The organism is Streptomyces sp. NPDC059534 (assembly GCF_042743475.1).
GTDB lineage: Bacteria > Actinomycetota > Actinomycetes > Streptomycetales > Streptomycetaceae > Streptomyces.
The window spans coordinates 50,973-75,663 of sequence record NZ_JBHWAQ010000018.1; the positions used below are offsets into that span (position 1 = coordinate 50,973).

The 24,691-nt window shown below is 74.0% G+C and carries 20 protein-coding genes; 11 read left to right on the forward strand and 9 right to left on the reverse strand.

The window, feature by feature from the left end:
- Nucleotides 1-34 precede the first annotated feature (34 nt).
- Nucleotides 35-1,453: a DNA-3-methyladenine glycosylase 2 family protein gene (locus ACFVZH_RS21660; protein WP_384899252.1), complete on the forward strand. Its 1,419-nt coding sequence runs from the start codon at nucleotides 35-37 to the stop codon at nucleotides 1,451-1,453.
- On the opposite strand, the gene ACFVZH_RS21665 is transcribed toward ACFVZH_RS21660, so the two are convergent.
- Both ACFVZH_RS21665 and ACFVZH_RS21670 read right to left on the reverse strand, forming a co-directional pair.
- Entirely contained in the window at nucleotides 1,375-2,787 is a 1,413-nt protein-coding gene (locus ACFVZH_RS21665; RefSeq protein ID WP_384899253.1) for an APC family permease, read from the reverse strand. The genes ACFVZH_RS21660 and ACFVZH_RS21665 overlap by 79 nt on opposite strands.
- Nucleotides 2,784-3,662, reverse strand: a complete 879-nt coding sequence (locus ACFVZH_RS21670) for a carbon-nitrogen hydrolase family protein (RefSeq protein WP_384899255.1) — start codon at nucleotides 3,660-3,662, stop codon at nucleotides 2,784-2,786. Before ACFVZH_RS21670 ends, ACFVZH_RS21665 begins: the two co-directional genes overlap by 4 nt.
- Before the next feature lie 161 nt (nucleotides 3,663-3,823).
- Between ACFVZH_RS21670 and ACFVZH_RS21675 the strand changes: the two genes are divergently transcribed.
- A complete protein-coding gene (locus tag ACFVZH_RS21675; protein WP_384899256.1) occupies nucleotides 3,824-4,588 on the forward strand; it encodes a TetR/AcrR family transcriptional regulator in 765 nt (254 codons plus the stop codon).
- Here ACFVZH_RS21675 and ACFVZH_RS21680 read toward each other — a convergent pair.
- The 3 genes from ACFVZH_RS21680 to ACFVZH_RS21690 all read right to left on the reverse strand — a co-directional run bounded on the left by ACFVZH_RS21680 (nucleotide 4,575) and on the right by ACFVZH_RS21690 (nucleotide 6,642).
- A complete protein-coding gene (locus ACFVZH_RS21680) occupies nucleotides 4,575-5,057 on the reverse strand; it encodes a DUF456 domain-containing protein (protein ID WP_384899258.1) in 483 nt (160 codons plus the stop codon). The two genes, ACFVZH_RS21675 and ACFVZH_RS21680, sit on opposite strands and share 14 nt — an antisense overlap.
- 78 nt (nucleotides 5,058-5,135) lie before the next feature.
- The gene (locus ACFVZH_RS21685; RefSeq protein ID WP_384899260.1) at nucleotides 5,136-5,570 is read right to left on the reverse strand and encodes a hypothetical protein; all 435 of its coding nucleotides are present in this window, start codon (nucleotides 5,568-5,570) and stop codon (nucleotides 5,136-5,138) included.
- 88 nt (nucleotides 5,571-5,658) lie between these two features.
- The gene (locus ACFVZH_RS21690) at nucleotides 5,659-6,642 is read right to left on the reverse strand and encodes a helix-turn-helix domain-containing protein (RefSeq protein ID WP_384899262.1); all 984 of its coding nucleotides are present in this window, start codon (nucleotides 6,640-6,642) and stop codon (nucleotides 5,659-5,661) included.
- A gap of 232 nt (nucleotides 6,643-6,874) precedes the next feature.
- On the opposite strand from ACFVZH_RS21690, the gene ACFVZH_RS21695 reads away from it, so the two are divergent.
- From ACFVZH_RS21695 to ACFVZH_RS21710, 4 genes are all read left to right on the forward strand, one after another.
- Nucleotides 6,875-10,645, forward strand: coding sequence for a S8 family serine peptidase (locus ACFVZH_RS21695; RefSeq protein ID WP_384899264.1), 3,771 nt, complete (start codon nucleotides 6,875-6,877; stop codon nucleotides 10,643-10,645).
- Between the two features lie 123 nt (nucleotides 10,646-10,768).
- The gene (locus ACFVZH_RS21700) at nucleotides 10,769-12,205 is read left to right on the forward strand and encodes a protein phosphatase 2C domain-containing protein (protein ID WP_384899266.1); all 1,437 of its coding nucleotides are present in this window, start codon (nucleotides 10,769-10,771) and stop codon (nucleotides 12,203-12,205) included.
- 27 nt (nucleotides 12,206-12,232) lie between these two features.
- A complete protein-coding gene (locus tag ACFVZH_RS21705) occupies nucleotides 12,233-13,975 on the forward strand; it encodes a pyruvate dehydrogenase (protein ID WP_384899268.1) in 1,743 nt (580 codons plus the stop codon).
- Nucleotides 13,976-14,000: 25 nt separating this feature from the next.
- On the forward strand, nucleotides 14,001-14,447 hold the full coding sequence (locus ACFVZH_RS21710) for an ATP-binding protein (RefSeq protein WP_384899269.1): 447 nt from the start codon (nucleotides 14,001-14,003) through the stop codon (nucleotides 14,445-14,447).
- A gap of 42 nt (nucleotides 14,448-14,489) precedes the next feature.
- Here the strand turns inward: ACFVZH_RS21710 and ACFVZH_RS21715 are convergent, their stop codons facing one another.
- Together ACFVZH_RS21715 and ACFVZH_RS21720 are read right to left on the reverse strand one after the other, a co-directional pair.
- Complete coding sequence (locus tag ACFVZH_RS21715; RefSeq protein ID WP_384899271.1) at nucleotides 14,490-15,605, reverse strand: DUF2637 domain-containing protein; 1,116 nt, start codon at nucleotides 15,603-15,605, stop codon at nucleotides 14,490-14,492.
- 204 nt (nucleotides 15,606-15,809) lie between these two features.
- A complete protein-coding gene (locus ACFVZH_RS21720) occupies nucleotides 15,810-16,667 on the reverse strand; it encodes a (2Fe-2S)-binding protein (protein ID WP_384899273.1) in 858 nt (285 codons plus the stop codon).
- Between the two features lie 192 nt (nucleotides 16,668-16,859).
- On the opposite strand from ACFVZH_RS21720, the gene ACFVZH_RS21725 reads away from it, so the two are divergent.
- From ACFVZH_RS21725 to ACFVZH_RS21735, 3 genes are all read left to right on the forward strand, one after another.
- On the forward strand, nucleotides 16,860-17,789 hold the full coding sequence (locus ACFVZH_RS21725; RefSeq protein WP_384899275.1) for a GntR family transcriptional regulator: 930 nt from the start codon (nucleotides 16,860-16,862) through the stop codon (nucleotides 17,787-17,789).
- A complete protein-coding gene (locus tag ACFVZH_RS21730; RefSeq protein ID WP_384899276.1) occupies nucleotides 17,782-18,162 on the forward strand; it encodes a cytochrome P450 in 381 nt (126 codons plus the stop codon). The genes ACFVZH_RS21725 and ACFVZH_RS21730 overlap by 8 nt, the downstream gene beginning before the upstream one ends.
- A gap of 169 nt (nucleotides 18,163-18,331) precedes the next feature.
- On the forward strand, nucleotides 18,332-20,005 hold the full coding sequence (locus ACFVZH_RS21735) for a hypothetical protein (RefSeq protein WP_384899278.1): 1,674 nt from the start codon (nucleotides 18,332-18,334) through the stop codon (nucleotides 20,003-20,005).
- Nucleotides 20,006-20,130: 125 nt separating this feature from the next.
- On the opposite strand, the gene ACFVZH_RS21740 is transcribed toward ACFVZH_RS21735, so the two are convergent.
- Nucleotides 20,131-20,919 (reverse strand): hypothetical protein, encoded by a 789-nt coding sequence (locus tag ACFVZH_RS21740; protein WP_384899280.1) that lies wholly within the window; start codon nucleotides 20,917-20,919, stop codon nucleotides 20,131-20,133.
- A 290-nt stretch (nucleotides 20,920-21,209) separates the two neighbouring features.
- The gene (locus tag ACFVZH_RS21745; RefSeq protein ID WP_384899282.1) at nucleotides 21,210-22,907 is read right to left on the reverse strand and encodes a PucR family transcriptional regulator; all 1,698 of its coding nucleotides are present in this window, start codon (nucleotides 22,905-22,907) and stop codon (nucleotides 21,210-21,212) included.
- Nucleotides 22,908-23,210: 303 nt separating this feature from the next.
- On the opposite strand from ACFVZH_RS21745, the gene ACFVZH_RS21750 reads away from it, so the two are divergent.
- Together ACFVZH_RS21750 and ACFVZH_RS21755 are read left to right on the forward strand one after the other, a co-directional pair.
- Nucleotides 23,211-24,101 (forward strand): FAD binding domain-containing protein, encoded by an 891-nt coding sequence (locus ACFVZH_RS21750; RefSeq protein ID WP_384899283.1) that lies wholly within the window; start codon nucleotides 23,211-23,213, stop codon nucleotides 24,099-24,101.
- Nucleotide 24,102: 1 nt separating this feature from the next.
- Complete coding sequence (locus ACFVZH_RS21755) at nucleotides 24,103-24,690, forward strand: (2Fe-2S)-binding protein (protein ID WP_384899285.1); 588 nt, start codon at nucleotides 24,103-24,105, stop codon at nucleotides 24,688-24,690.
- The last annotated feature ends 1 nt before the right edge of the window (nucleotide 24,691 follow it).

Sequence of the window (24,691 nt, forward strand, 5' to 3'; positions counted from 1 at the left end):
GCCCGGGGCGGCGGGGGGCCGCAGACTGGGAGGCATGAGGGACGACGACACCCGCTACGAGGCGGTCAGCAGCAGGGACGCGCGGTTCGACGGAGAGTTCTTCTTCGCCGTCCGGACCACCGGGATCTACTGCCGTCCCAGCTGCCCCGCCGTCACCCCCAAGCGGAAGAACGTCTCGTTCTTCCCGACGGCCGCCGCCGCCCAGGGCCACGGCTTCCGCGCCTGCCGCCGCTGCCGGCCGGACGCCGTGCCGGGCTCCGCCGAGTGGAACGTCCGGGCCGATGTCGTCGGGCGCGCCATGCGGATGATCGGCGACGGCGTCGTCGACCGCGAGGGCGTGCCCGGCCTCGCCGGACGCCTCGGCTACAGCACCCGGCAGGTGCAGCGCCAGCTCACCGCCGAGCTCGGCGCCGGGCCCGTCGCCCTGGCCCGGGCCCAGCGGGCGCACACCGCACGGCTGCTGCTCCAGACCACGTCCCTGCCGGTCACCGAGATCGCCTTCGCGGCCGGCTTCGCCAGCGTCCGCCAGTTCAACGAGACGATCCGCGCCGTCTACGCCCGCACCCCGACCGCGCTGCGCGCCGAGGCGGGCACCGGTGCGGGAGCCCGTACCGCGCTCGCCGCCGGGGTGCCGCTGCGGCTCGCCCACCGGGGGCCGTACGCGGCCGGGGAGGTCTTCGACCTGCTGGCCGCCGAGGCCGTGCCCCGCGTCGAGGAGGTCGTCGGGGCCCGGGGCGGGCGAACCTTCCGCCGCACGCTGCGCCTCCCGTACGGCACCGGCGTCGTCTCCGTCGACGAGCGCTCCGCCGGGCGGTGGCTCGACGCCCGCATCCACCTCACCGAGCTGCGCGACCTGACCACCGCCGTCCACCGGCTGCGCTGCCTCTTCGACCTGGACGCCGACCCGTACGCGGTCGCCGAACGCCTCGGGGCCGCCCCCGGGCTCGCCGGCGAGGTGGCCGCCCGGCCGGGCGTGCGGTCCCCGGGCGCCGCCGATCCCGAGGAGTACGCGCTGCGGGCCGTCCTCGGCCCGGAGGAGACGGCCCGGCTCGTGGAGGCGCACGGCACCCCGCTGGAGACCCCGTGCGGGACCCTCACCCATGTCTTCCCGGCTCCCGGGGCGCTGACGGCGCACCCGGTCGCCGGACCGCTGGCCCGCGCGCTCTGCGAGGGGGCACTCCGCCTCGACCCCGGCGCCGACCGCGAGGAGGCCGCCCGCGCGCTGCTCGCGCTCCCCGGCGTGACCGCCGAGGCCGCCGCGCTGATCCGGACCCGGGCCCTCGGCGACCCGGACGTGCCGCCGGCCGGCGGCCCGGACGCCGAGGAGTGGCGCCCCTGGCGCTCGTACGCCCGCCTGTACGCCCGGCCGGCGGGTCAGGCCAAGTCCGCGGCCGCGTCCGCCGCGAGCGAGGGCGTCGGGCGGCGGAAGCCGCGGGTGAGCCACAGCAGGTAGGCGAACCCGGCGGCGAGCCAGCAGCAGCCGATGGTCAGGGCGACCGGGCTGAGCCGTGTCGTCAGGTACACGGTGACGCCCGCGCCGAGCAGCGGGACGACGACGTAGCCGAACAGCGTCGCGGGACCGGACCCGAGGCCGGCGGCCCGGTGGCGCACGTAGTACACGACGACGCACGCGTTGACGGCGGTGAAGCCGAGGAACGCGCCGAAGTTGATGAACGACGTCGCCGTCTCCAGGGACAGGTCCAGGCCGACCAGGCCGACGGCCCCCGTGAGGACCAGGCACAGGACGGGGGTTCCGGTCCTCGTGTTCAGCGCGCCGAAGACGCGCTTCGGCAGGACGCCGTCGCGGCCCATGATGTGGAGCAGCCGGCTGGAGCTGAGCTGGACGGCGAGCCCCGAGGCGAAGCCGCCGGCGATCGCGGCGATGTTCGTCCAGTCGGCGAAGGTCTGGCCGCCGACCTCGACGGACATCGTGTACGAGACGATCTGCGGGTCGTCGAAGACCCCGCCGGGGTGGACCAGTTGCATGACGTACGCGACGGCGGCGAAGAGCAGGCCGCCGATCGAGATGACGAGCACGACGGCGCGCGGGATGGTCCGCCGCGCGTCCCGGGCCTCCTCGGACAGCGTGGTCACCGCGTCGAAGCCGAGGTAGGAGTACGCGGCGATCGCGGCCGCGGCCGAGACCCCGCCGAGGGCGCTGTCGGCGTTCCAGAGCGGTGCGGTGTACGACGTCGGCGGGTGCCCCGAGAGATGGACGAGGCAGTACGCGACGAACAGCAGGACCAGGAAGACCGCGAGACCGGTCAGCACCTTGTTGACGCGGTCGGTCAGCGTGAGTCCGACGATGTTGACCGCCGTGGTGAGGCCGATGTTGATCAGCAGCCAGGCCCAGACCGGGACGGCCGGGAACTGCGCGTGGAGGTACAGCGACTGGACGAGCCAGGCGACCATCGGAAGGAAGAGGTAGTCGAGGAGGACGGCCCAGCCGACGAGGAAGCCGGCCGGGGAGCCGATCAGCCTCCTCGCGTACGAGTACGCGCTGCCGGCGGCGGGGATGTGGCGGGCCATCTTCGCGTAGCTCAGCGCGGTCAGGAACATCGCCGAGGTGGCCACCAGGAACGCGGTCGGCGCGGTGCCCGCGCTCGCCGCAGCGATCACCCCGAAGATCACCATCACCAGACTCGGGGCCATGTACGCGAGCCCGAAGGTCACCACGGAGGTGAGGGAGAGGCTGCCGGTGAGCCGATCCGGGGCGCCGTCCGGAGCACCCGCCGCGCCCGCCGGGGCGCCGGCCGGGGCGCTCCGCGCCTCCTGGGCCGGGCTCATCGGGCCGACTCCGCGCCGAAGACCGCCGGACGCCAGGTCGCCGGGTCGATGCGGCCGCCGTACAGCGGCAGCTCCAGCGGGGTGTCGTCGGCCGTGAAGTGGTCCCAGGGCCAGGAGTCGCCGCCCGTGCCGTGCTTCCGTGCCAGCGCGACCCGGTCGAGGTCGACGACGGCGAGCAGGGTGGTGTCCTCGGTGCCGACGGCGGCCACCTGGACGTGGCCCTCGGGATCGACGAGCAGGCTCCGGCCCTGCGCGGTGGGGCTCGCGCCGTTGACGCTCGCCACCCAGATCTGGTTCACGATGGCGTTCGCGGTGTTGACCGGGATCTCCTGCGCGCGGCCGGACGTCGACGTCTGCACGAGGTTGACGACGAGCTCCGCGCCCCTCCACGCGAGGTGGCGGGTGACCTCGGGGTACCAGGCGTCGTAGCAGATCGACAGGCCGATGCGGCCGGTCCCGGGCATGTCGAAGACGACGAACTCCCGGCCGACGCACATGGGCTCGTAGGGGCGCCAGGTGAAGATCTTCCGGTAGCGGGCGACCAGCTCCCCGTCCGGGCCGTAGACCACGGCGGTGTTGTAGACCTTCCCGTCCGTGTCGCGTTCGAGGACGGTGCCGGGGATCAGCCAGACGCCGAGTTCGCGGGCGAGCGCTCCGAGCGCCGTGCCGCGCGGACCGTCGAGGGGTTCCGCGTACGTCGCGTAGTACTCCTCCAGGGTCATCGTCTCCGCTCCCTGGGAGCAGAGGTGCAGCTCGGGGTAGACGACGAGCTCCGCCCTGTTGGGCGACTTCATGCGCAGCCGGAGACCTTCGGCGAACTGCGCGAAGGATTCGGCGGGCGCCTGCACGAGGGCGAGGCGCAGGGGGCGGCTCATGGGATTCCTGACGGCTGGGGGAGGGGGCACCACGGCGGGGGCCGGAGGGACGGCGTGGTGCGACAGAGGGAACCGGATGCCAACAGTGTTGTCAACAGTGTTGGCAATATGGTGAACGGACGGTTGGTAGGGTCGGCGGAGCCGCCCGAGCGAGGAGAGCCATGGCGAAGAAGACGGCGGCGGCCACCGCCGCCGAACGGTCCGGCGACGAGGGCACCGCACGCTCCGGCGAGGGCGCCACCGCCCGGCTCGGACGCCGTGAGCGCAGGGAACTGCGGCAGGAGGCCGCGGTCGGCGCCGCCTTCCGGCTCGCCGAACGGGAGGGCCTCGCCGGACTCTCGATGCGCCGCCTCGGCCAGGAACTCGACGTCGACGTGACCGTCCTCTACCGGCTCTTCCGCGACAAGGACGAGCTGCTGCTCGCCGTGGCCGAGCGGACGATCCGGACGATCGTCGACGAGGTGGGGGAGGTGCCGGAAGGAGAGGCGTGGCAGGACACGCTGCGCCGGGTCGCCCGGTCCACCTGGGACGTCCAGACCCGCTGCCCGGCCATCACGTCGCTGACCTTCGCGCGGACCACCGGAGGGCCGGCCGAGCAGCGCCTCGTCGAGCTCCAGCTGTCCGCCTTCGCGCGCTCCGGACTGCCCCCGGCCCTGGCGGCGCTCCACTACCGCGTCTTCGTGGACACGACCCTCGGGCTCTGCGCGCACGCCGCCGCGCTGGGCTCACTCGACCCCGAGGTGCGCGAGAAGGACGAGACGACGTGGGTCCGGGTCTACGCCCACCTGCCCGAGGACGCCCACCCGGTCACCCGGGCACACGCCGAGGAGCTGGGCGCCGTCACGCCGAAGGCGGTCTATGACACGGCCGTCGAAGCCGCCCTCGCCTCGGCCGAACGGGTGGCGGCGGGCCTCAGCCCCAGATGACCGCGCCCGCCCAGGCGCCCACGATCAGCAGACAGGCGAAGAGCTCGACGAGGACGCTGGTGCCGGCCGCCCGCATGACCGTGCGGGTCGCCGCCCGGGCCTGGCCGTGGCCGCCGAGGCGGAGCCGTTCCGCGAGGTAGATGCCGCCGACGAAGCCGGGGATCGCGCCGACGACCGGGATCAGGACGAAGCCGAGGAGCGCGCCCACCCCCGCGTACGCCACGATCCGCCGGGTGATGCCGACCCCCCGGAGCCGGCGTGGCGGCAGTTGCCACACCACCACCTGGCTGAGGAGCAGCAGGCCGGTCGAGGAGACGAGCAGGATCCAGGCGAGGTCCGTCCGCTCGTGCAGCGACCACCAGAGCACCGCCGCCCACACCAGCCACGTCCCCGGCACGCCGGGGGCAAGGACCCCGAACAGACCGAGCAGCATCACCGTCGCGATCATCAGGAGCTGCCACACACCCACGATGCCCAGGATGCGGGACGGCGCGGATTCTCGCAGGTCGCGCAGGGCGGACGGGGTACGGACCCGGGCCCGGGGTCGTCAGCGCGCGACGGGCAGGGCGGCGGCCACGAGGTCCCGCTCCTTGCGGGCGAGCAGCGGGAAGAGGAGCCTCAGGCCCTCCCCGCCCCCGGCCGGGGAGACGACGAAGGAGGAGTTGACGTACCGCTCCTTGATCTCCGAGCGGACGAGGCCCGCGCGCGCCACGGTCAGGATGTGCTCCACCGGCTTGGCGAACACCGGGTCCGCCCGGTGGACGAGGATCCGCCGGTCGGTCATCGTCAGGTACATCGGCACGGGCGTCGGTATCACCGCCATCGAGCCGCCGGACGCGATCGCGGAGGCCACCGCGAACGCCGCCGTCCGGCGCACGGAGACGCTGCTCAGGTTCACGACGCAGGTCACCTCGACCCGCTCGCCGGGCTCCAGGAGGGGGTGGACGGTGGCGAGCAGGGCGCGGCGGCGCCTTCCGTTCATGGGGGGTGCTCCTGGGGTGAATCCCGGACGGGGTGCGTCCCGGGGGTGTATGCGGAACCGGCCGCTCACCTTCCCATACGCCCCGGCGTCAGCCGCGGGCCACCCACCCCTTCTCGTACGCGTGCCAGCCGAGCTGGAGGCGGGTCGTCACCCCGCTCAGCTCCATCAGCCCCTTCACCCGGCGCTGTACGGTCCGCAGTCCCAGGTCCAGCTGCTTGGCCACGCTCGCGTCGGTCATCCCGGCCAGCAGCAAGGAGAGGATCTCCAGGTCCATCACGTCCGGACCCGGCGCCTCGTCCTCGGTGATCTGCGCGCCCGCCCCGAGCCGCAGCGGCAGCGCCTCGCGCCACACCGACTCGAAGAGGCCCATCAGCGATTCGAGGAGCCCGCTCGCGTGCACGACGATCGCCGCCGGCTCCGCGCCGCGCCCGGTCAGCGGGACCATCGCCAGGGACCGGTCGGCGACCACCAGCTTGGTGGGGACGCGGTCGGCGACCCGGATGAGCTCCTCGCGGCCGAGCGCGGCCGAGAGTTCGAGCAACCCGGAGGGGAGGGTGAGCACCTCGCGCTCGATCACCACCCGGTAGCGCACCCCGCGCCCGGCCGCCTGCTCCTCGGCGTCGTTCTCGAGGCCGGTGACCGCGATCGGCTTGCCCGTGACGAGCGCGCAGACCTCTTCGGTGGCGCCCAGCTGGAGCTGGAGGAAGCGGTGGGTGACCGCGCTCGCGCCGGTCACCACCTCCACCAGGTCGTGCACGGCGACGGCGGCCGCCTCCGCCCGGTACTCCTCGGCGAGCAGCGCCGCCGCCAGCTCCGCCTGCTCCAGCTCGTGGCGCTGCTGGGTGAGCAGCGCGCCCAGCGCCACCCCGGGCGGCGCCGCCACCCACCGCCCGGTGCGGGCCGAGGACTGGGCGGCGAGCCCCTGGGACTCCAGACGGCGCAGGGCCCGCTCGGTCTCCTGCTCGGGCAGTGCGAGCCGGTGGGCGAGGTCCGTGACCTCGGCCGCGCCCAGCGCGACGAGCGCGCGGTACGCGGACTCCTGGCGCTCGTCGAGTCCTATCGCTCCCAGCATGAATGCCCCACCCCTCGCCGTACCTGCGGTGGGCGCTCCGGATCTTCCCGGGACGTTCACCGGAGGCATTCGTTCCGTTGGTGACCTGGCGGGAAACGGCCACGGCGCATTCCCGCCTCGCCCATCATCCCTGTACCGCCCTCACCTCTGCCAATGTGGCGCCACCGCAGCACCAACAGCCTTCGGAGAAGGGCCTTTTGCGCCCTTTTTCCGGATTCAGATGGGGAGAGCGATGCGCCCGATTTCGCGTACGGCCCTGGGGGCGGCGACCGCCGCCGTCCTGGCCGTCACCGCGGTCGCGCCGTCCATGGCGAATGAGCCGCAGGACAGCACGACCGCCAAGCGACCGCTGGTCGGCAGCGAGGCTTCGGCCCGCGCCGGGGAGGGGGCCGGCCGGGCCGCCACGGTGACCCTGGTCACCGGCGACCGCGTCCTGGTCACCCGCGACGCCGCGGGCGACCCGGCGGCCACGGTCCTGCCGCGCGAGGACGGCACCGTGCCACTCGTCCAGACCCGCCGCTCCGGCCAGGACCTGTACGTCTACCCCGAGGGTGCCACCGCCGCGCTCGCCGCCGGACGCGTCGACGAGGAACTCTTCAACGTCACCGGGCTCGTCCGCCAGGGCTACGACGACGCGTCCACCACCACGCTCCCGCTCATCGCGGTCTACGGCTCCGACCTCGCCCGCTCGGTCCCCGCCGCCCCGCGCGGCGCCCGGCGCGGCCAGGTCCTCAAGGCCGTCGACGGCGTCGCCCTCACGGCCGAGAAGAAGCAGGCCGCCACGTTCTGGGCCGAGGTCTCCGCCCCCGCCGCCCGCTCCGCCTCCGGCCTCCGGAAGCTGTGGCTCGACCGCAAGGTCCAGGCCACCCTGGAGCAGTCGACCAAGCAGGTCCACGCCCCCGAGGCATGGGCCGCCGGCTACGACGGCACCGGCACCAAGGTCGCCGTCCTCGACACCGGCGCCGACGCCGAACACCCCGACCTCAAGGGCCGCATCGCCGCCTCGGAGAACTTCACCGACTCCGAGACCGCCGACGACCACCAGGGCCACGGCACCCACACCATCTCCACCGTCGGCGGCTCCGGCGCGGCGAGCGGCGGCCGGAAGAAGGGCGTCGCGCCCGGCGCGCAGCTCCTCAACGGCAAGGTCCTCAACGACTCCGGCTCCGGCGCCGCCTCCTGGATCATCGCCGGCATGGAGTGGGCCGTCGCCCAGGGCGCCGACGTCGTCTCCATGAGCCTCGGCAGCACCGTCCCCACCGACTGCACCGACCCGATGAGCGTCGCGGCCGAGGAACTCGCCCGGAACAAGGGCACGTTGTTCGTCATCGCCGCCGGCAACTCCGGACCGACGCTCAACACGGTCTCCTCGCCCGGCTGCGCGCCCAGCGTGCTCACCGTCGGCGCCACCGACCGCGACGACTCCACCGCGTACTTCTCCAGCCGCGGCCCGACGACCGTCCACCACACCCTCAAGCCCGAGATAGCCGCGCCCGGCGTCGGCATCTCCGCCGCCGCGGCCGGCGGCCGCGGCGTGTACGCCTACCAGTCCATGTCCGGCACGTCGATGGCCACCCCGCACGTCGCGGGCGCCGCCGCCATCGTCAAGCAGCGCCACCCCGACTGGACCGCCCAGCAGGTCAAGGCCGCCCTCGTCTCCTCCGCCGAGAGCGACCTCCCCGGCGACGTCCGCGAGGTCGGCGGCGGCCGCCTCGACGTCAAGGCCGCGATCGACCAGACGGTCCTCGGCGCCCCCGCCGTCCAGGGCGGCACCTTCGCCTGGCCGCAGGACAGGAGCGACCGCACCACGGTCTCCGTCCCGTACACCAACACCTCCGACGCCCCCGTCACGCTGAAGCTCGCCGTCGAGAAGGTCACCGGCAACGACGGCTCCGCCGTCCGGTCGGCCGTCGCACACCTCGGCGCGCGCACCGTCACCGTCCCGGCCGGCGCCACCGTCCAGGTCCCGCTGGACATCGCCCCCGACGCCCGCCTGGAGCGCGCCCAGTACGGCGACGTCACCGGCCGCGTCCTCGCCACCGGCCCCGGCGGCGTCCACGTCTCCACCCCGTTCTCGCTCTACGTCGAGCCCGAGACGGTCACCCTCCGCGTCAAGCTGGTCGACCGCCAGGGCAACCCGGCCACCGGCGCCTCCTCCCTCGACGTCATCGGCACCGACGACGCCAGCGGCGAGCGCCGCTTCAACGAGGGAGCCGCCGACCAGGTCTACCGCCTGCGCCCGGGCAGCTACTTCCTCTCCTCCTTCGTCACCACGCCCGACGCGGGCGAGGGCGCCAAGCTGACCGACTCGCTCAGCTACCTCGGCCGCCCGCAGCTGGAGCTGAAGAAGGACACCACGGTCGTCCTCGACGCCCGCAAGGCCCACAAGCTGTCCGTGAAGACCGACAAGACGTCCGAACTCCGCGGCGCCACCCTCGCGTTCGCCCGCTCCTGGGACGACTTCTGGCTGCACGCCGGCACCGCCGCCGGCCCCCGCACCATCCGCGGCTACTACGCCTCGGTCGAAGGCAGGGCCGACGAGGGCGACTTCGAGTTCGGCAGCTACTGGCGCTCCGCCGCCCCGCAGATCACCTCGCTGCGCACCGCCGACGGCCTGACCCTGCACCCGCTCACCGCCTCCATCGCCTCCGACAACCTCGACGGCACCGGCTCCGCCCGTCTCGTCGACGCCGGAACCGGCACCCCCGAGGAGCTCGCGGCCGCCGGGGTCCAGGGCCGAATCGCCCTCGTCCGGCTGGCGGACGACACCACCAGCGCGGGCACCCTCGCCCGCAACGCCAAGGCCGCCGGCGCCGTCGCCGTCGTCGCGTACCACTCGACCCCCGGCCGCTGGTACCCGAGCGGAGGCTTCACCGGTCTCGGACTGCCGGTCCTCTCCGTCCCGGCCGACGAGGCGACCGCCCTCCGAGGCAGGCTGGCGGCCGGCGAGGTCACCCTCGCCTGGAAGGCCACCGCGAAGAGCCCGTACGTCTACAACCTCGCCTTCCCCGAGACCGGAGCGATCCGCGACGACCGGACCTACCGGGTCCGCGACACCGAACTCGGCCGCACCGACGCCACCTACGGCTCCGCGGGCATCGCCACCGACTTCCCGGAGTTCCCGGGCGCGCGCCGCCCGAACGGCCTCCGCATCGGCTTCGGTTCGCTGGAGACGGTCCCCGCGCCCGGCACCCGTACCGAGTACTACTCGGCCGGTGACACGGCCTGGGAGCCGATGGTCGGCAGCAGCTTCCCCTTCGGCGAGATCATGCTCGCCACCCCGCGCACCTACCAGGCCGGCGAGAAGCGCGCCGAGAACTGGTACGACGGCGTCATCGCCCCCACCGCCCCGCGCGACACGGCCGGCCGGCCCGTCCTCGTGTCGGAGCGCCAGGGCAACCTCATCGGCTTCGCGAACGCCATGTGGGGCGACGGCACCCACTACGCCGTTCCCGGCTCCTTCGGCGACATCGGCAACGTCAGGCTGAGCCGCGACGGTGAGGTCCTCGGCGAGAGCGGATGGCCGTTCGGTGTCTTCGAGGTACCGGCCGAAGCCGGGACGTACACGCTCGAACAGAACACCATGAAGATCGGCAGCAAGGTGTGGGCGCGCTCCACCTCCGTCAACTCGGTGTGGAAATTCACCTCCAAGCTTGACGAGAGCGTCTATTCTCAGGGCATCCCGATTCTCTTCCCCCGGTACAACCTTCCGGAGGACGGACTCAAGACCCTCGCCGCGACCGACGGCCAGCAGATCGGCCTCACCGCGACGGGTCACGCGGGCTACACACCCGCTGCGCTCACCTCGGCCAGGCTCTCGTACTCCTACGACGGGGGAACGACCTGGACCGAAGCGCGGGTCTCCCAGCAGGGCGGCGGCTGGACCGCGACCGTGAACCACGCGGGCGTGACCGGCAAGCAGGTCACGCTGAGGACCGAACTGACGGACGCCAACGGCAACTCCGTCACCCAGACCGTGGTCCGCGCTTACGACGTGCGCTGATCACGCCGGTCCGCCGGGCGTCCTTCCCGTGGGGGGTGGGGCCGCCCGGCGGATCACCCATTTGCAGCAACGGTTTTCCTGATGTCCCGTTTTCGGACGCCGTGCGCGGTGGACAATAAGGGCATGACTCAGCAGGGGGACAACTGGTGGGACAAGCTCTACGACGACGCGGCGCCGGACACGGCCCCGACGGTCACGGGTGACACGCTCGACGACCACTTCGACACGGCGGCCCGCGCCACGACGGTCCCACCGGACCCGGCGCCACCGCCCGGCCCGGTGACGCCCGCCGGGCCCGGACGAGCGCCCTGGGAGGTGCCCGAGACGGGTCCCCGGACCTTCCCGGCTCCACCGTCCCCGGCCGCCCCGCCGGTCGAGGCACCCACCGTCCGGATCCCGGTGCCCCCGGAACCCGACGCGGGCCCGGACCCCCGGACCGGCACCGAGAGCGCCGGGGACCCCAGGACCGGCATCGACACCGGCCGCATCGACACCGGTCGCACTGACATCGGCCGCACCGACACCGACGCCGATCTCACGGTCGAGGTCTCCGTGCCCGTGGACCTGCCCCGGCCGCGCACCGGCTTCGTCGGGAGCAGACCGCCCACCTACGAGGCCGAGCCCACCGCGATGCCCGTCGCCCGCCCCGGCGAGATCGCCGAACTGGTCGCCGACACCGTCCTCGACGGCGCCCGCTACGGCACCTGCACCCTGCGGGCCGCCTCCACGCGCGGCGACTCCGCCCGCTACCGGGGCGAACCCCGCAGGGACGCCCTGCTCACCGCCCGCTTCGGCCACGACGAGGCCGCGCTCGTCCTCGTCGCCGTGGCCGCCGGCTCCCGCGCCGCCGAGGACGCCCACCTGGCCGCCGCCGACGCCTGCCACTGGATCGCCGAGGCCGTGTGCCGCAGCCACGCCCGGCTCTCCGAGGACATCAGGTCGGGCCGCCGCGGCGACCTCAAGTCCGGACTGCACCGGCTCACCGACCGCACCTACGGCAAGCTCAGGGCCCGCGCCGCCGAGCGGGGCCTCGCCCCCGACGAGTACACCGCGACCCTCCGCTGCCTGCTCGTCCCCGCCGACCCCGAGTGCCGCACCCGGGTCTTCTTCGGAATCGGCGGCGGCGGTCTCTTCCGGCTCCGCGACGGCTCCTGGCAGGACCTCGAACCGCTCCTCCCCGAACCCGCCGCGGTCGGCGCGCCCGTCCTCGGCTTCGGCTCACCGCCACCGCCCGCTCCGGAGGCGACCGAGGAGGGCGACCGGCTCACCATGGACCTCGGCATCACCACCGCCCCCGGGCCCCTCGTCGAGGATCCCGTGCCGCCGCCCTCCGAGCCGTTCCGCTTCCGCGCCTCCGTGGCCCGCCCCGGCGACACGCTGCTCCTCGCCTCCCCGGGCCTCGCCGAACCGATGCGCGGCGAACCCGCCCTCGCGCACGCGCTCGCGGACCGCTGGGCGGCCGGGGAACCGCCCGGCCTCGCCGCCTTCCTCGCCGACACCCAGCTGAGGGTCACCGGCTACGCCGACGACCGCACGGGGGTGGCCGTCTGGGAGGCGTAACGCGCCGGGCCGTGTGTTGATGGAGCCATGGCCAAACAGAACGTGGCGGAACAGTTCGTCGACATCCTCGTGCGCGCGGGGGTCCGCCGTCTGTACGGAGTGGTCGGCGACAGCCTGAACCCGGTCGTCGACGCCATCCGCCGCACCCCCGAGCTCGACTGGGTCCAGGTGCGGCACGAGGAGGTGGCGGCCTTCGCCGCCGGCGCCGAGGCCCAGATCACCGGCGGACTCGCCGCCTGCGCCGGCTCCTGCGGGCCGGGCAACCTGCACCTCATCAACGGCCTGTACGACGCCCACCGTTCCATGGCCCCGGTCCTCGCCCTCGCCTCGCACATCCCGTCCGGCGAGATCGGCCTCGGCTACTTCCAGGAGACCCACCCCGACCAGCTGTTCCGCGAGTGCAGCCACTACAGCGAACTCATCTCCAACCCGCAGCAGATGCCCCGGCTGCTCCACACGGCGATCCAGCACGCCGTCGGCCGGGGCGGCGTCAGCGTCGTCTCGCTCCCCGGCGACATCGCCTCCCAGCCGGCCCCGGAGAAGGTGTCGGGCTCCGCGCTCGTCACCACCCGGCCCACCGTCCGCCCCGGCGACGACGAGATCGACGCCCTGGTACGGATGATCGACGCGTCCGACCGCGTGACGCTCTTCTGCGGCAGCGGCACGGCGGGGGCGCACGCCGAGGTGATGCAGTTCGCCGAGCGGATCAAGTCGCCCGTCGGCCACGCCCTGCGCGGCAAGGAGTGGATCCAGTACGACAATCCGTACGACGTCGGCATGAGCGGACTGCTCGGGTACGGGGCCGCCTACGAGGCCACCCACGAGTGCGACCTGCTGATCCTGCTCGGCACCGACTTCCCGTACAACGCCTTCCTGCCCGACGACGTCAAGATCGTCCAGGTGGACGTCCGGCCCGAGCGCCTCGGCCGCCGCTCCCGGCTCGACCTCGCCGTCTGGGGAGACGTGCGCGAGACCCTGCGCTGTGTCATCCCGCGCGTCCGCGCCAAGACCGACCGGCGCTTCCTCGACAAGATGCTCAAGAAGCACGCCGACGCGCTGGAGGGCGTCGTCAGGGCGTACACCCGCAAGGTCGAGAAGCACGTCCCCGTCCACCCCGAGTACGTCGCCTCCGTCATCGACGAACTCGCCGACGGCGACGCCGTGTTCACCGTCGACACCGGCATGTGCAACGTCTGGGCGGCCCGCTACCTCTCGCCCAACGGGCGGCGCAGGATCATCGGTTCGTTCACCCACGGCTCCATGGCGAACGCGCTTCCGCAGGCCATCGGCGCCCAGTTCACCGACCGGAACCGCCAGGTCGTCTCGCTCTCCGGCGACGGTGGATTCTCCATGCTCATGGGCGACTTCCTCACCCTGGTCCAGTACGACCTGCCGGTGAAGGTGGTCGTGTTCAACAACTCCTCGCTCGGCATGGTGGAGCTGGAGATGCTGGTCTCCGGACTCCCCTCGTACGGCACGACGAACAAGAACCCCGACTTCGCCGCCATCGCCCGCGCCGCGGGCGCGTACGGCGTCCGGGTCGAGAAGCCCAAGCAGCTCGCGAGCGCCCTCAAGGACGCCTTCAGGCACAAGGGCCCGGCCCTGGTCGACGTCGTCACCGACCCGAACGCGCTCTCCATCCCGCCGAAGATCAGCGCCGAGATGGTGACCGGCTTCGCCCTCTCCGCCGGGAAGATCGTCCTCGACGGCGGCGTGGGCCGGATGCTCCAGATGGCCCGCTCCAACCTGCGGAACGTGCCCCGCCCCTGAGGGAATGCGGGCGCCCCGGTGGGGCATGCATCCCCGTGAGCCTGTTCGACGACGCTTGGTGGGGGATATGGCCGGGGAGGCGCGACAGCCGACTCAACTGCTCAGGAAGGTGGGAGGCGCGGATCTCACCGCGGTGCCGGAGGTGCGGCATGCCTTGCGTGAACTGCTGCGGAAATGGGGCGGACCGGGCGCCTCCGACGTGGCCGAGCTGCTCACCAGCGAACTGGTGACCAACGCGCTGGTCCACACCGACCACGGGGCCGTCGTCACGGCGACGGTGGTCCCCGAGCAGCTCAGGGTGGAGGTCCGGGACTTCGTGCCCGGTCTGGAGACGCCGCACGCACCGCCCGCCGAGGACGGCACGCACGGCAGGGGACTCGTCCTCGTCCAGGCCCTGGCCGACTCCTGGGGGGTCGAGGACAACGGCGTGGGGAAGGTCGTGTGGTTCGAACTGAACGGTGGGGCCGCCTGAGAGGCGGCCCCACCGTTCACGCGGTTTCCACGGAACCCGCGCTCAGCCGAACTGCTGCTCCAGATCCTTGAGCTTGCGCTCCAGGGAGTCGAGCCGGGGCAGCGTCTGGGTGTCGTCCTCGGCGGTGAGGTCCACCGTCCGGGAGTCCACCGAGCGGGAATCGGCCGTACGGGACTCAGCGCCCCTCACGGCTTGCAGGGAGGGCCGGGGTCGAAGCGGCAGCTGTCCGGGGTCCGCTATGGCGGGCTCCGCGACGGCGGCCTGCACGGCGGCCGTCGCGGAGCCCGAACCGGAGCCCGTACCCGGGCCCGGACCGGCGGCGGCGTTGAGCGCCGCCACCTCGACCTGGCGGCCGCCGCCCCGCCCGAAGGCACGGTGCTGACGGTTGATCGCCTTGAGCCGCGCCCGGTCGAGCTTGACCTGGTCGCGCCGGCGGAGCCGGTTCTGCTCCTTCTCCCGCCGGTCCTCCCGGACCTCGTCGACCGCCTCGTCGAGCGTCCGCACGCCCTCCAGGAGCATCAGCGACCAGGCGGCGAAGGTCTCCCGCGGAGCCCGCAGCCACCGGACGATCCGGATCTGCGGCAGCGGGCGGGGCACCAGGCCCTGCTCGCGCAGCGCCGCCCGGCGCGTCTGCTTCAGCGCCCGGTCGAAGAGGACCGCCGCCGAGAGGGACATGCCCGCGAAGAACTGCGGGGCGCCGTCGTGGCCCAGACCGCGTGGCGCGTGGACCCAGTTGAACCAGGCCGCCGCTCCGGCGAACAGCCATACCAGGAGGCGCGAACCGAGGGCCGCGTCACCGTGGCTGGCCTCGCGGACCGCGAGGACGGAGCAGAACATGGCCGCGCCGTCGAGCCCGAAGGGGACGAGGTACTCCCAGCCCCCGACGAGGTTGAGGTTCTGTCGGCCGAAGCCGACCAGCCCGTGGAAGGAGAGCGCCGCGGCGACCGCGGCACAGCAGAAGAGGAGGCCGTAGGACGCGGTGCCGTAGACCGCCTCCTTGCGTCTGCGGCGCTCCTCGCTGCGTTCCCAGGAGTCCTCGGCCGCGGCCTGGTCACCGGCGCGCTTCCCGCGCGCGAGCACCGCCACCGCCGTCAGGACTCCGGCCACCATCACGCCGCCCGGAAGCAGCCAGTCCAGCGATATGTCGGTCAGTCTCATGCGGTGTCCCTTGCATCGCAGTAGGGCGTTTGGCGGCCCATACTGGCCGACCCCGTGCGGCGCTCAAGTGGTTTCCGGGCAAGAGCACGCCATCGGGGCCCCAGGGCATACGAATAGGTGCGATCTGCTCGAACGCACGTACAGGCAAGGGGAATCGAGTTCGATTTACGCCACCCGTGCGGGTGGCGTAACCACTTGGGCGCCTCAGGCGGTCGCGGTCAGCCGGCGGACCCGCTCGGCGTCGCAGGTGCGCGGGCAGGTGAGGCAGGTGTCCTCGGGGCGCAGTGTGTAGAAGAAGCAGCAGGCGGCCCGGTCGCGGGTGGCGCGGGGGGCGCCGTCGGCGTCCTCGGTGCCGGGCAGCTCGCGGAAGCCCGCGGCGCCGGCGTACGGCTTGGCGGTGCCCGGCATGAGGAGGTCGAGCTCGGCCATCGCCCGCCGCTCCTCGCCGAGCAGGGCGCCGATGTACCAGAGGCCCTCGACGATCTCGTCCGTGGCCATGCCCCACAGGGCGCGGCGGCCGCGCCTCATCCGGGGGCCGAAGCCGCCGAGGACCGCCTCGAAGTGCTCGGCGAGGGAGGCGCGGACCTCGGCCCGCAGCGCCTCCTCGTCGGCGACGACCCGGGCGCCGGGCAGGGTGGCCGCCGGATCCCCGGGCAGGCAGGCGAACTCGTCCACCCGGACCGACATCCGGCCGAGCGCGCGCTGGAAGGAGACGTTGCGGACGGGCAGCCGGGGGACCCGGCGGTGCAGGAACCAGGGCACGGTGACGAGGAGGCAGGCCGGCCAGGCGTAGCGGTGCAGTCCGAAGCTCGCGACGACGTCGGGGCGGGCCTGGGCGCCGTAGTCGCGGAGCACCTGCGCGTTGTCCCAGGCGAGGAAGGCGTCGAGGGCCGGGCCTCCGGCCGCGAGCTCGTCCGCGCCGACCCAGCCCGCACCTCGCGGCAGCCGCTCGCCCCGGGCCGGTTCCTCTATCCGCAGGCCGGAGAACGCCTCGGTGAGTCGCGCGTAGGAGGCCGCGACGGGCGAGGCGGGGGGAGCGGGCAACAAGGCGGGGACGGTCATGCGGACCACCGAATCGCGATCGTAGGCAGGTTAGCCTTACCTTACCCGATTCGGGATCACCTCTCACCACCGGCGGGCCACCCCACCCGCGGAGCGGCCCGGGCACCCGTGAGGCCGGTCCGTTCGCCTATGGTGCACAGAGGACCCGGGCCACGCGAGCCGGGCCCGGCACGAGGCCCCAGGAGGACCCGGGTGGAGCAGGGCGCAGCGCGCGAGCGGGCGACGGACCGACCGTCCCCGCCCTTCGGCGACTCCGCACGGGTACCGGAACAGGGCCGCGGAACCGCCCCCGACCGGGAGTTCGGCACGGATCGGCCGGCCCGCGGCGCGGACCTCGGCGAGTACGCCCGTGCGGCGGAGTACGTCCGCGACGAGCGCTACACCCGCGGGGCGGCGTACGCCCGGGGAGTCACGCGGACGGGCGACGTCCCGGGCGCCCGGGGCGAGCACACCCACGGCGAGGACCCGCACCACGAGCCCGCGGCCCCCGCGCCCCGGGTCGTACGGCGGCACTCCGTGCGCGGCCAGATCCTCGACGCGCTGCGCACCGCCCTCGTCGGGGGCGAGCTCGTGCCCGGCGAGGTGTACTCCGCTCCCGCGCTCGCCGAACGCTTCGGCGTCTCGGCGACGCCCGTCCGCGAGGCCATGCAGCGGCTCGCCGTCGAGGGCGCCGTCGAGGTCGTGCCGAACCGCGGCTTCCGCGTCACCGAGCGCACCCCCCGCGAACTCGCCGAGCTCGCCGAGGTCCGCGCGCTCATCGAGGTCCCCGTGATGCTGCGGCTCGCCCGCACCGTGCCGGCCGTCCGCTGGGCCGAGCTGCGGCCGCTGGCCGAGGCGACCTCGGCCGCCGCCGCCCGCGGCGACCGCGCCCACTACGCCGAGACCGACCGGGCCTTCCACCGGGCCGTCCTCTCCCTCGCCGGGAACGAGCAGCTGCTCGCCGTCGCCGACGACCTCCACCGCCGCTCCCAGTGGCCCCTCATCAGCGCGCCCGTCCTGCGCCACGGCGACCTCGTCGCCGACGCCGCCGAACACACCGCCCTCCTCGACGCCCTCATCGCCCAGGACCTCACCGTCGTCCAGGCGCTCGTACGGGAGCACTTCGCGGGATCGGATGGCTAGACCGCCGGCCGTCAACCTGACACCAGCGTCGCCTACAGCCCCTGCCTCCTCCACCACCGGCCCGACCTTTCACCACGATCCCGAAGCCTTCGACCCCGATCGCCGGGCCTCCCCGCACCCCCAGCCGCCCCGGCACGCCTTCCTCCCCTTCGCCGCGGGCGCCCGCACATGCATCGGCGACTCCTTCAGCATGGTCGAGGCCACCCTCGCCCTCGCGACCATCGCCGCCCGCTGGCGCCTGGAGCACGTGCCGGGCCACCGGGGGCGCCTCGTCGCGGCCGTGACGCTCGAGCTGCGCGACCTGCGCATGCGGGTGCGCCCGCGCACCGCGTCGACCGCGTCGGCCGTGCGCTCCGCCGAGGGGCCGTCCTGACCGACACCTCCTCGGACGGAGGTGCTTTCGGGACAGGACCGCGGGGGTCTCGTCGGCGGCCCCGGGCATCTTCGTGATCGGGCCTGATCGACAAGGCACCGCGGGCCGCCGGGGCGACTAAAGTCGGGGGCGTCAGCCCGCCCGTACCGTGTCGCCCGTGAGGTGCCCCATGCCGTCCGCGACCCCGTCCCCGGCGTGGGACGGACGCCGGCCCGCCGCCGGTACGGAAGCCGAGGCCGCGGCGCTGCTCGGCTGGCTGACCGACCCCGAGGCGCCCCGGCTCTGCGTCGTGACCGGTCCGCCGGGCAGCGGCAAGACGGCGCTCCTCGGCTGGTTCGCCGCGTACGGCCCGAGGGCCGGGCGGCCGCGCCGCCGCACCGCGCGGGTACTGGTGCCCCTGGCGGGACAGAGCGTGCTCGGTGCCGCCTGGACGATCGCCGACCGCCTCGGCGTGGTGGCGCGGTCGCCCGGCGACCTCGTCGACGCGCTCGCGATCAGCGAGGCACGGCCCGCGGGCCGCGCCGTGCTGCTCCTGACGGACCTCCACGCGGCGGCCGAACCGGCCGGGATCACCCGGCTCATCGGTGAGCTCGCGGGCGTGGGCAGGGTCCGCCTGGTGGTCGAGGCCCGGAGCGGCACCCCGGCCCCGGGCGTGCTGCGCGCCGAACGCCGGGTCGCGCTGGTGGAGCTGGAGGGCGACCCCGTACCCGGCGACGGCGTGCCCGCGGAGCCGCCGGCCCGGCCGGCGCCGGACCTCTCCGATCCGGTGGCGGTCTGCGTGGCCGACCCGGTCCTCGTCACCGCGGCCTACGTCACCGGCGCCGCTCCCGCCGGTGTGCCCGGCACCCTCGACGGACCCGAGGCCCCCGCCCTCCCCGGCGAGGGCGGCGCCGACGACCACGGCGGGCTGCGCGCCGCCTGGATGCGGGCCGGACAGTCGCTGTGCCGCGGGCAACGCCCGGCGGAACGGGCGCTGGTGCTGCTCGCCGCCCTCGGCGACGGGGCCGACCCCCGCCTGCGCCCGGCCCTGGCCGAGCTCGCGGAGGGCACGCCCTGGCGGCTCCGATGGGCCCGCCACCGCGGCGACCTCACCCCGCCCTGGCCGGGTCCGGTCACCGTCCTCGGCTCGGCCGGCGGGCCGCTGGAGGGGACGCTGCTCGTCGGCGACCGCACCGGCACCGTACGGCTGCTCCACGAGGCCGACGCGAGCCCGGGCGGACGCCTGGCGCACACGGTGCCCGGCCGGGTCACCGCGCTCGCGCCCGCGCCCGACGGCACGGTGCTGCTCCTCGACGACCGGGGCAGGCTGCACACCGTACGGGGGACGACGCCCCGCGCCCCGTACCTGGAGCGGCTCACCGAGGCCGTCTCGGCGACGCTGGCCCGGCACCCGGGGACGGCCCTCGCGGCGATCGCGGGCTCCGTGGTGGTGGGGGACCGGCTCGGCTCCGTGCACGCCTTCGGTCTGACCGGCCTGTACCAGTCGGCCTCGCACAGCGGACGGGTCACGGCGGTCTCAGCGGTCGACTCCGAGACGCCGTTCGTCTGCTCCGGCGGCGCTGACGGCACGGTGCGGCTCTGGACCCCGGGCCGCGACGCACGCCCCGAACCGCTCGCCGAGCGCCCGTCCCCGGTCGTCTCCCTGCACGCGACGGAGACCCCGTACGGGCCCCTCGTCGCGGCGGCCTGGGCCGACGGCCTGGTCGAACTGCACCGGCCGGAGGGCGGCCCGACGCTCTCCTTCCGCCCGGGCCCCCCGATCCGCGCCGTCGCGGTCACGGGGGCGGGATCCCTGGTCGTCGGAACCGACGAGAGCCTGATCTGTCTCGCCCCCAAGTCGTAGGAAAAGCAAGGGAGTTACGGGGCGGCCCCGTACCGCGGTCGGATCCGGCGCCCGACCGCGGCACGGGGCCGCCCGGTTCACCTCGCGGCCGATGGATCGTCACCAGGGCTGCGGGGCAGGGGATTTCAGGTCGCCGGCCTCGGCATCAGCTGGGCCGACAGCCAGGTCGGGACCCCGCCGAGGAGGTGGAAGAGGCGACGGGCCTCCGCGCGCAGCCGGCCGGCCTCCGGTTCGGTCTCGGCATCGGCCAGGGCGGTGAGCGCCGGGGCCGTACCGACCAGGTAGCCCAGCTCCTCCCGGATCCGCAGCGACTCGGTGAAGCCGTGCCGCGCCTCCGCCAACTCGCCCTCGCGTAAGGCGAGTCCGGCGAGATGGCGCCAGGTGAAGGACAGCAGGAGCGAGTCGCCCAGCGCGGTCGCCCCGGCGTGCGCCCTGCTGTACGCGGCACGGGCCGCCTGCGGGGAGTCGCCGAGGTTCTGCGCGATGAGCCCGCGCCGGAAGTCGAGCAGCGGCCGGCCCTCGGCGTCCGGGCCGATCAGCGCCGCCGCCCGGCCGAGCGCCATCCGCGCCTCGTCGGCCCGGTCGCGCACCCCCAACAGGGTGGAGGCGTAGGCGAGATAGCCGCGCTCGCAGGCGGCGGCCCCGCGTTCCTCGTCGGTCCTGGCGACCGCCTCGGCGGCCCTGAGCGCGTCCTCGGCGTCGGCCCAGCCCTCTTCGGTGTAGAGGCAGCGCTCGATGAGCAGCGCGGCCCGTTCGAGTGCGGCGGCGGGTTCGGCCGCGTGCGGTACGAGCAGCGCGGCCGCGTCCGTCCAGCAGCCGCGGGAGCGGAGACGCCATATGGCGGTCTCCACAGGTGTCTCCTTGCCATAGGCGAGGGACGGATGTTCGCCACCCCTTGATTCGGAACCAGACATGGCGGTATCCGCCACATTGCCCTCCCCGAGCGCGCCATTGAGCTGTTGAGTAGACCCGCATCTCAGCACATGGGCAGCACCTGGCATAGGGGTCAGGTGAAAGAATTCACAAGAGTCCCGGTGGTGTGACCACCGCCGTCCGGACCCTCGGCGACAGGCCGTCAGATCGCCGCCGGGCCCGGGATCGGGCCCCTGCGCGGCCCGTCGGCGGTCCCGGCCGACGGGCCCCCACCAGCCCGGACGTCACTCCTTCGGACTCCATCGAAAGGGTGAATCCGAGTCGTGCGGAATCAGCTCATCCGCAGGGCCAGGAAGAAGTCGAGCTTGTCCTCCAGACGGGAGAGATCACGACCGGTGAGCTGCTCGATGCGGCCCACCCGGTAGCGCAGCGTGTTCACGTGGAGGTGCAGCCGCGTCGCACAGCGCGTCCAGGAACCGTCGCAGTCGAGGAACGCCTCCAGGGTCGGGATGAGCTCCGCCCGGTGACGCCGGTCGTAGTCGCGCAGCGGGTCGAGCAGCCGGGCCGTGAACGCCCGGCGGACGTCGTCCGGGACGAAGGGCAGCAGCAGCACGTGCGAGGCCAGCTCGTGGTGGCCGGCGGCGCACACCCGGCCCGGACGGGCGGCGGCGACCCGGCGGGCGTGCCGGGCCTCCTCCAGGGCCCCGCGGAGCCCCTCCGCCGAGTGCACGGCCGCGCTGACACCGAGCGTGAGGCGCCCGTCGTCCGCGAGACCCGCCGAGAGCGGGGCCCGTACGGCGGCGAGCAGGGCGTCCGCGTGCAGGCCGAGCGCGGTCGCCGGGCCCTCGTCCTCGCTGTCCGGGAGCGGGCCCGCGGCCAGCGGGACCAGCGCGATCGCCTCGTCGCCGCTGTGCGCGACGGCGATCCGGTCGGCGGACTCGGCGCCCACGGTCGCCGGGTCGACGAGGATCTCCTCCAGGAGCGCCTGGGCGACCGGCCCGCCGTCCACCGCGGAGCCCTGACCGCCCTCCTGCTCCCACTCCACGCGGGCGACGACCACCTGCCAGTGCGGGGTCGTGCCGAGCCCGGGCAGCAGCACCGGGGCGGCGACCCGCAGGCGGGCCGCGATCTCGGCGGGCGCGGCGCCCGTCTGCACCAGCTCCAGGATCTCCTGCGCCAGCCTGCGGCGTACCGTACGGGCCGCGTCGCGGCGGTCCCGCTCGACGGCGATCAGCTGCGTGACGCCCTGGAGCAGGTCGAGCCGCGCGGCCGGCCAGTCCCCGGCGTCCGCCTCGACGGCGAGCAGCCAGTCCGACAGGACCGTCTCGCGCACGTCCCGGGAGGCGGGGGCGGCGCCCCGGCCGGTGTTGCGGATCGGGAAGAGCGAGTACGTCGCTCCGGCGGCGTTCAGCCGGTGCGGGCCGCGCCGGCCGGTCCGGGTCGCCGCCAGGTGCTCACCGGCCAGGGTGGCGGCCAGGCCGCCTTCGAGGGGCTCGCCGGCGCCCGCGATCTGGCGGCCGGTGGGGGAGAGGACCCAGGCCCGCAGGTCCAGGTCGGAGCCGAGCAGGTCGAGGACGACCTCGGGGCCGCCGCCCGCCGGTCCCGAGGTCATGAGGCGCCGGTGCCGGTCCACGACGGCGGCCAGGTCGCCCGCCCGCTCGCCGGAGACCTGTCGAACGACATGCTCGGTGATCGTCGCGAACGCAACGGACTCGTTGACCGCGAAGAGCGGCAGCCGATGGCGTGAACACGCCGCTACGAGGGCGTCGGGGATGTCGCCCAGCTCCGCCTCGCCCGCGGCCAGGGCGGCGACCCCGGCCGAGGCCAGGATCCGGGCGAAGGGCTCGGCGTCGGCGGGCTCCCGCAGCCAGGCGAGGCCGGTGAGGACCAGCTCGCCGCCGGAAAGGTACCGGCTGGGATCCTTGAGGTCCGTCGTCATCACGCCGCGGACGGTGCGGTCCAGCTCGTCCTCGCCGCCGAGCAGGCGCAGCCCGAGCGCGTCGTTCTCCAGCAGTGCGCGCAGCCGCATCGTGTCGCCGCCGTTCCTTCGTGGGTGGGTGGTGGGTGTCCCGTTGTCGACGGTGGGGTGGTGCCACCGTTTCCAGGGGGAAACGGCGAGGTTTCTGTTCCCCGCCTTTCGTTCGAATCTACAAGACGACGAAGGGCACCAGCCAACTCCTTCATGTTTTCGGTGACTGCACCCGGGCGATCGTGGCTTGTGTACTAGGCCACACACCGCGTGAACAGCACATGAACACGATGACGAGGGCCGGCCGTCTTCCCGGACCCGCTAGCTCGCCCCCCGAACCGGAATCACTAGAAGAGAGCCACCATGGACTTCCTTCGCCCCGCCAGCTGGGAGGAGGCGCTCGCCGCCAAGGCCGAGCACCCCACGGCCGTGCCCATTGCGGGTGGCACCGACATCATGGTCGAGATCAATTTCGACCACCGGCGGCCCGAGTACCTCCTGGACCTGAACCGTATCGAGCTGCTGAGCGAGTGGGAGGTCGGCGAGGAGAACGTCCGGCTCGGCGCCTCCGTTCCGTACACCCGGATCATGGAGAACCTGCGGGCCGAGCTGCCGGGTCTGGCGCTCGCCTCGCACACGGTCGCCTCCCCGCAGATCCGCAACCGCGGCGGCGTCGGGGGCAACCTCGGCACCGCCTCGCCCGCCGGCGACGCCCACCCCGCCCTGCTCGCCGCGGGCGCCGAGGTCGAGGTCGAGTCCGTGCGCGGCAGCCGGTTCATCCCGATCGACGCGTTCTACACGGGCGTGAAGCGCAACGCGCTGCAGCCCGACGAACTCATCAAGACCGTCCACGTCAAGAAGGCGGACGGCCCCCAGCAGTACTCCAAGGTCGGCACCCGCAACGCGATGGTCATCGCGGTCTGCGCCTTCGGCCTGGCCCTGCACCCGGAGACCCGCACGGTCCGCACCGGCATCGGCTCCGCCGCACCGACCCCGATCCGCGCCAAGGCGGCCGAGGACTTCCTCAACGCGGCCCTGGAAGAGGGCGGTTTCTGGGACAACGGCAAGATCATCACCCCGTCGATCGCGAAGCAGTTCGCCGACCTGTGCTCGGGCGCCGCCAACCCGATCGACGACGTCCGCGGCACCGCCAAGTACCGCCGCCACGCCGTCGGAATCATGGCCCGCCGCCAGCTGGGCTGGACCTGGGAGCAGTACCGCGGCACCGGCCGCTCGCTTGAGGGAGCTGCATAACATGCGCGTCAATTTCACGGTCAACGGTCGTCCGCAGGAAGCCGACGACGTCTGGGAGGGCGAGTCCCTCCTCTACGTCCTGCGTGAGCGCCTGGGCCTGCCCGGCTCCAAGAACGCCTGCGAGCAGGGCGAGTGCGGTTCCTGCACGGTCCGCCTCGACGGTGTGCCGGTCTGTTCCTGTCTCGTCGCCGCCGGCCAGGTCGAGGGCCGCGAGGTCGTCACGGTCGAGGGCCTCGCCGACTTCGCCAAGGAGCGTGCGGAGCACGCCAGTTGCTCCACCGGCGCGTGCGGCACCTCGATCGACGCCGCCAAGAAGTGGGAGGCCAAGCCCGGTCAGGACTCCCAGACCGGAGAGGGCATCGAACTCTCCCCCATCCAGCAGGCGTTCATCGACGCCGGCGCCGTGCAGTGCGGCTTCTGCACCCCCGGTCTGCTCGTCGCGGCCGACGAGATGCTGGAGCGCAACCCGTCCCCGACGGACGCGGACATCCGCGAGGCGCTCTCCGGCAACCTCTGCCGCTGCACCGGTTACGAGAAGATCCTCGACGCGGTCCGCCTCGCGGCCGCCCGTCAGGGAGAGGCGGTCTGAT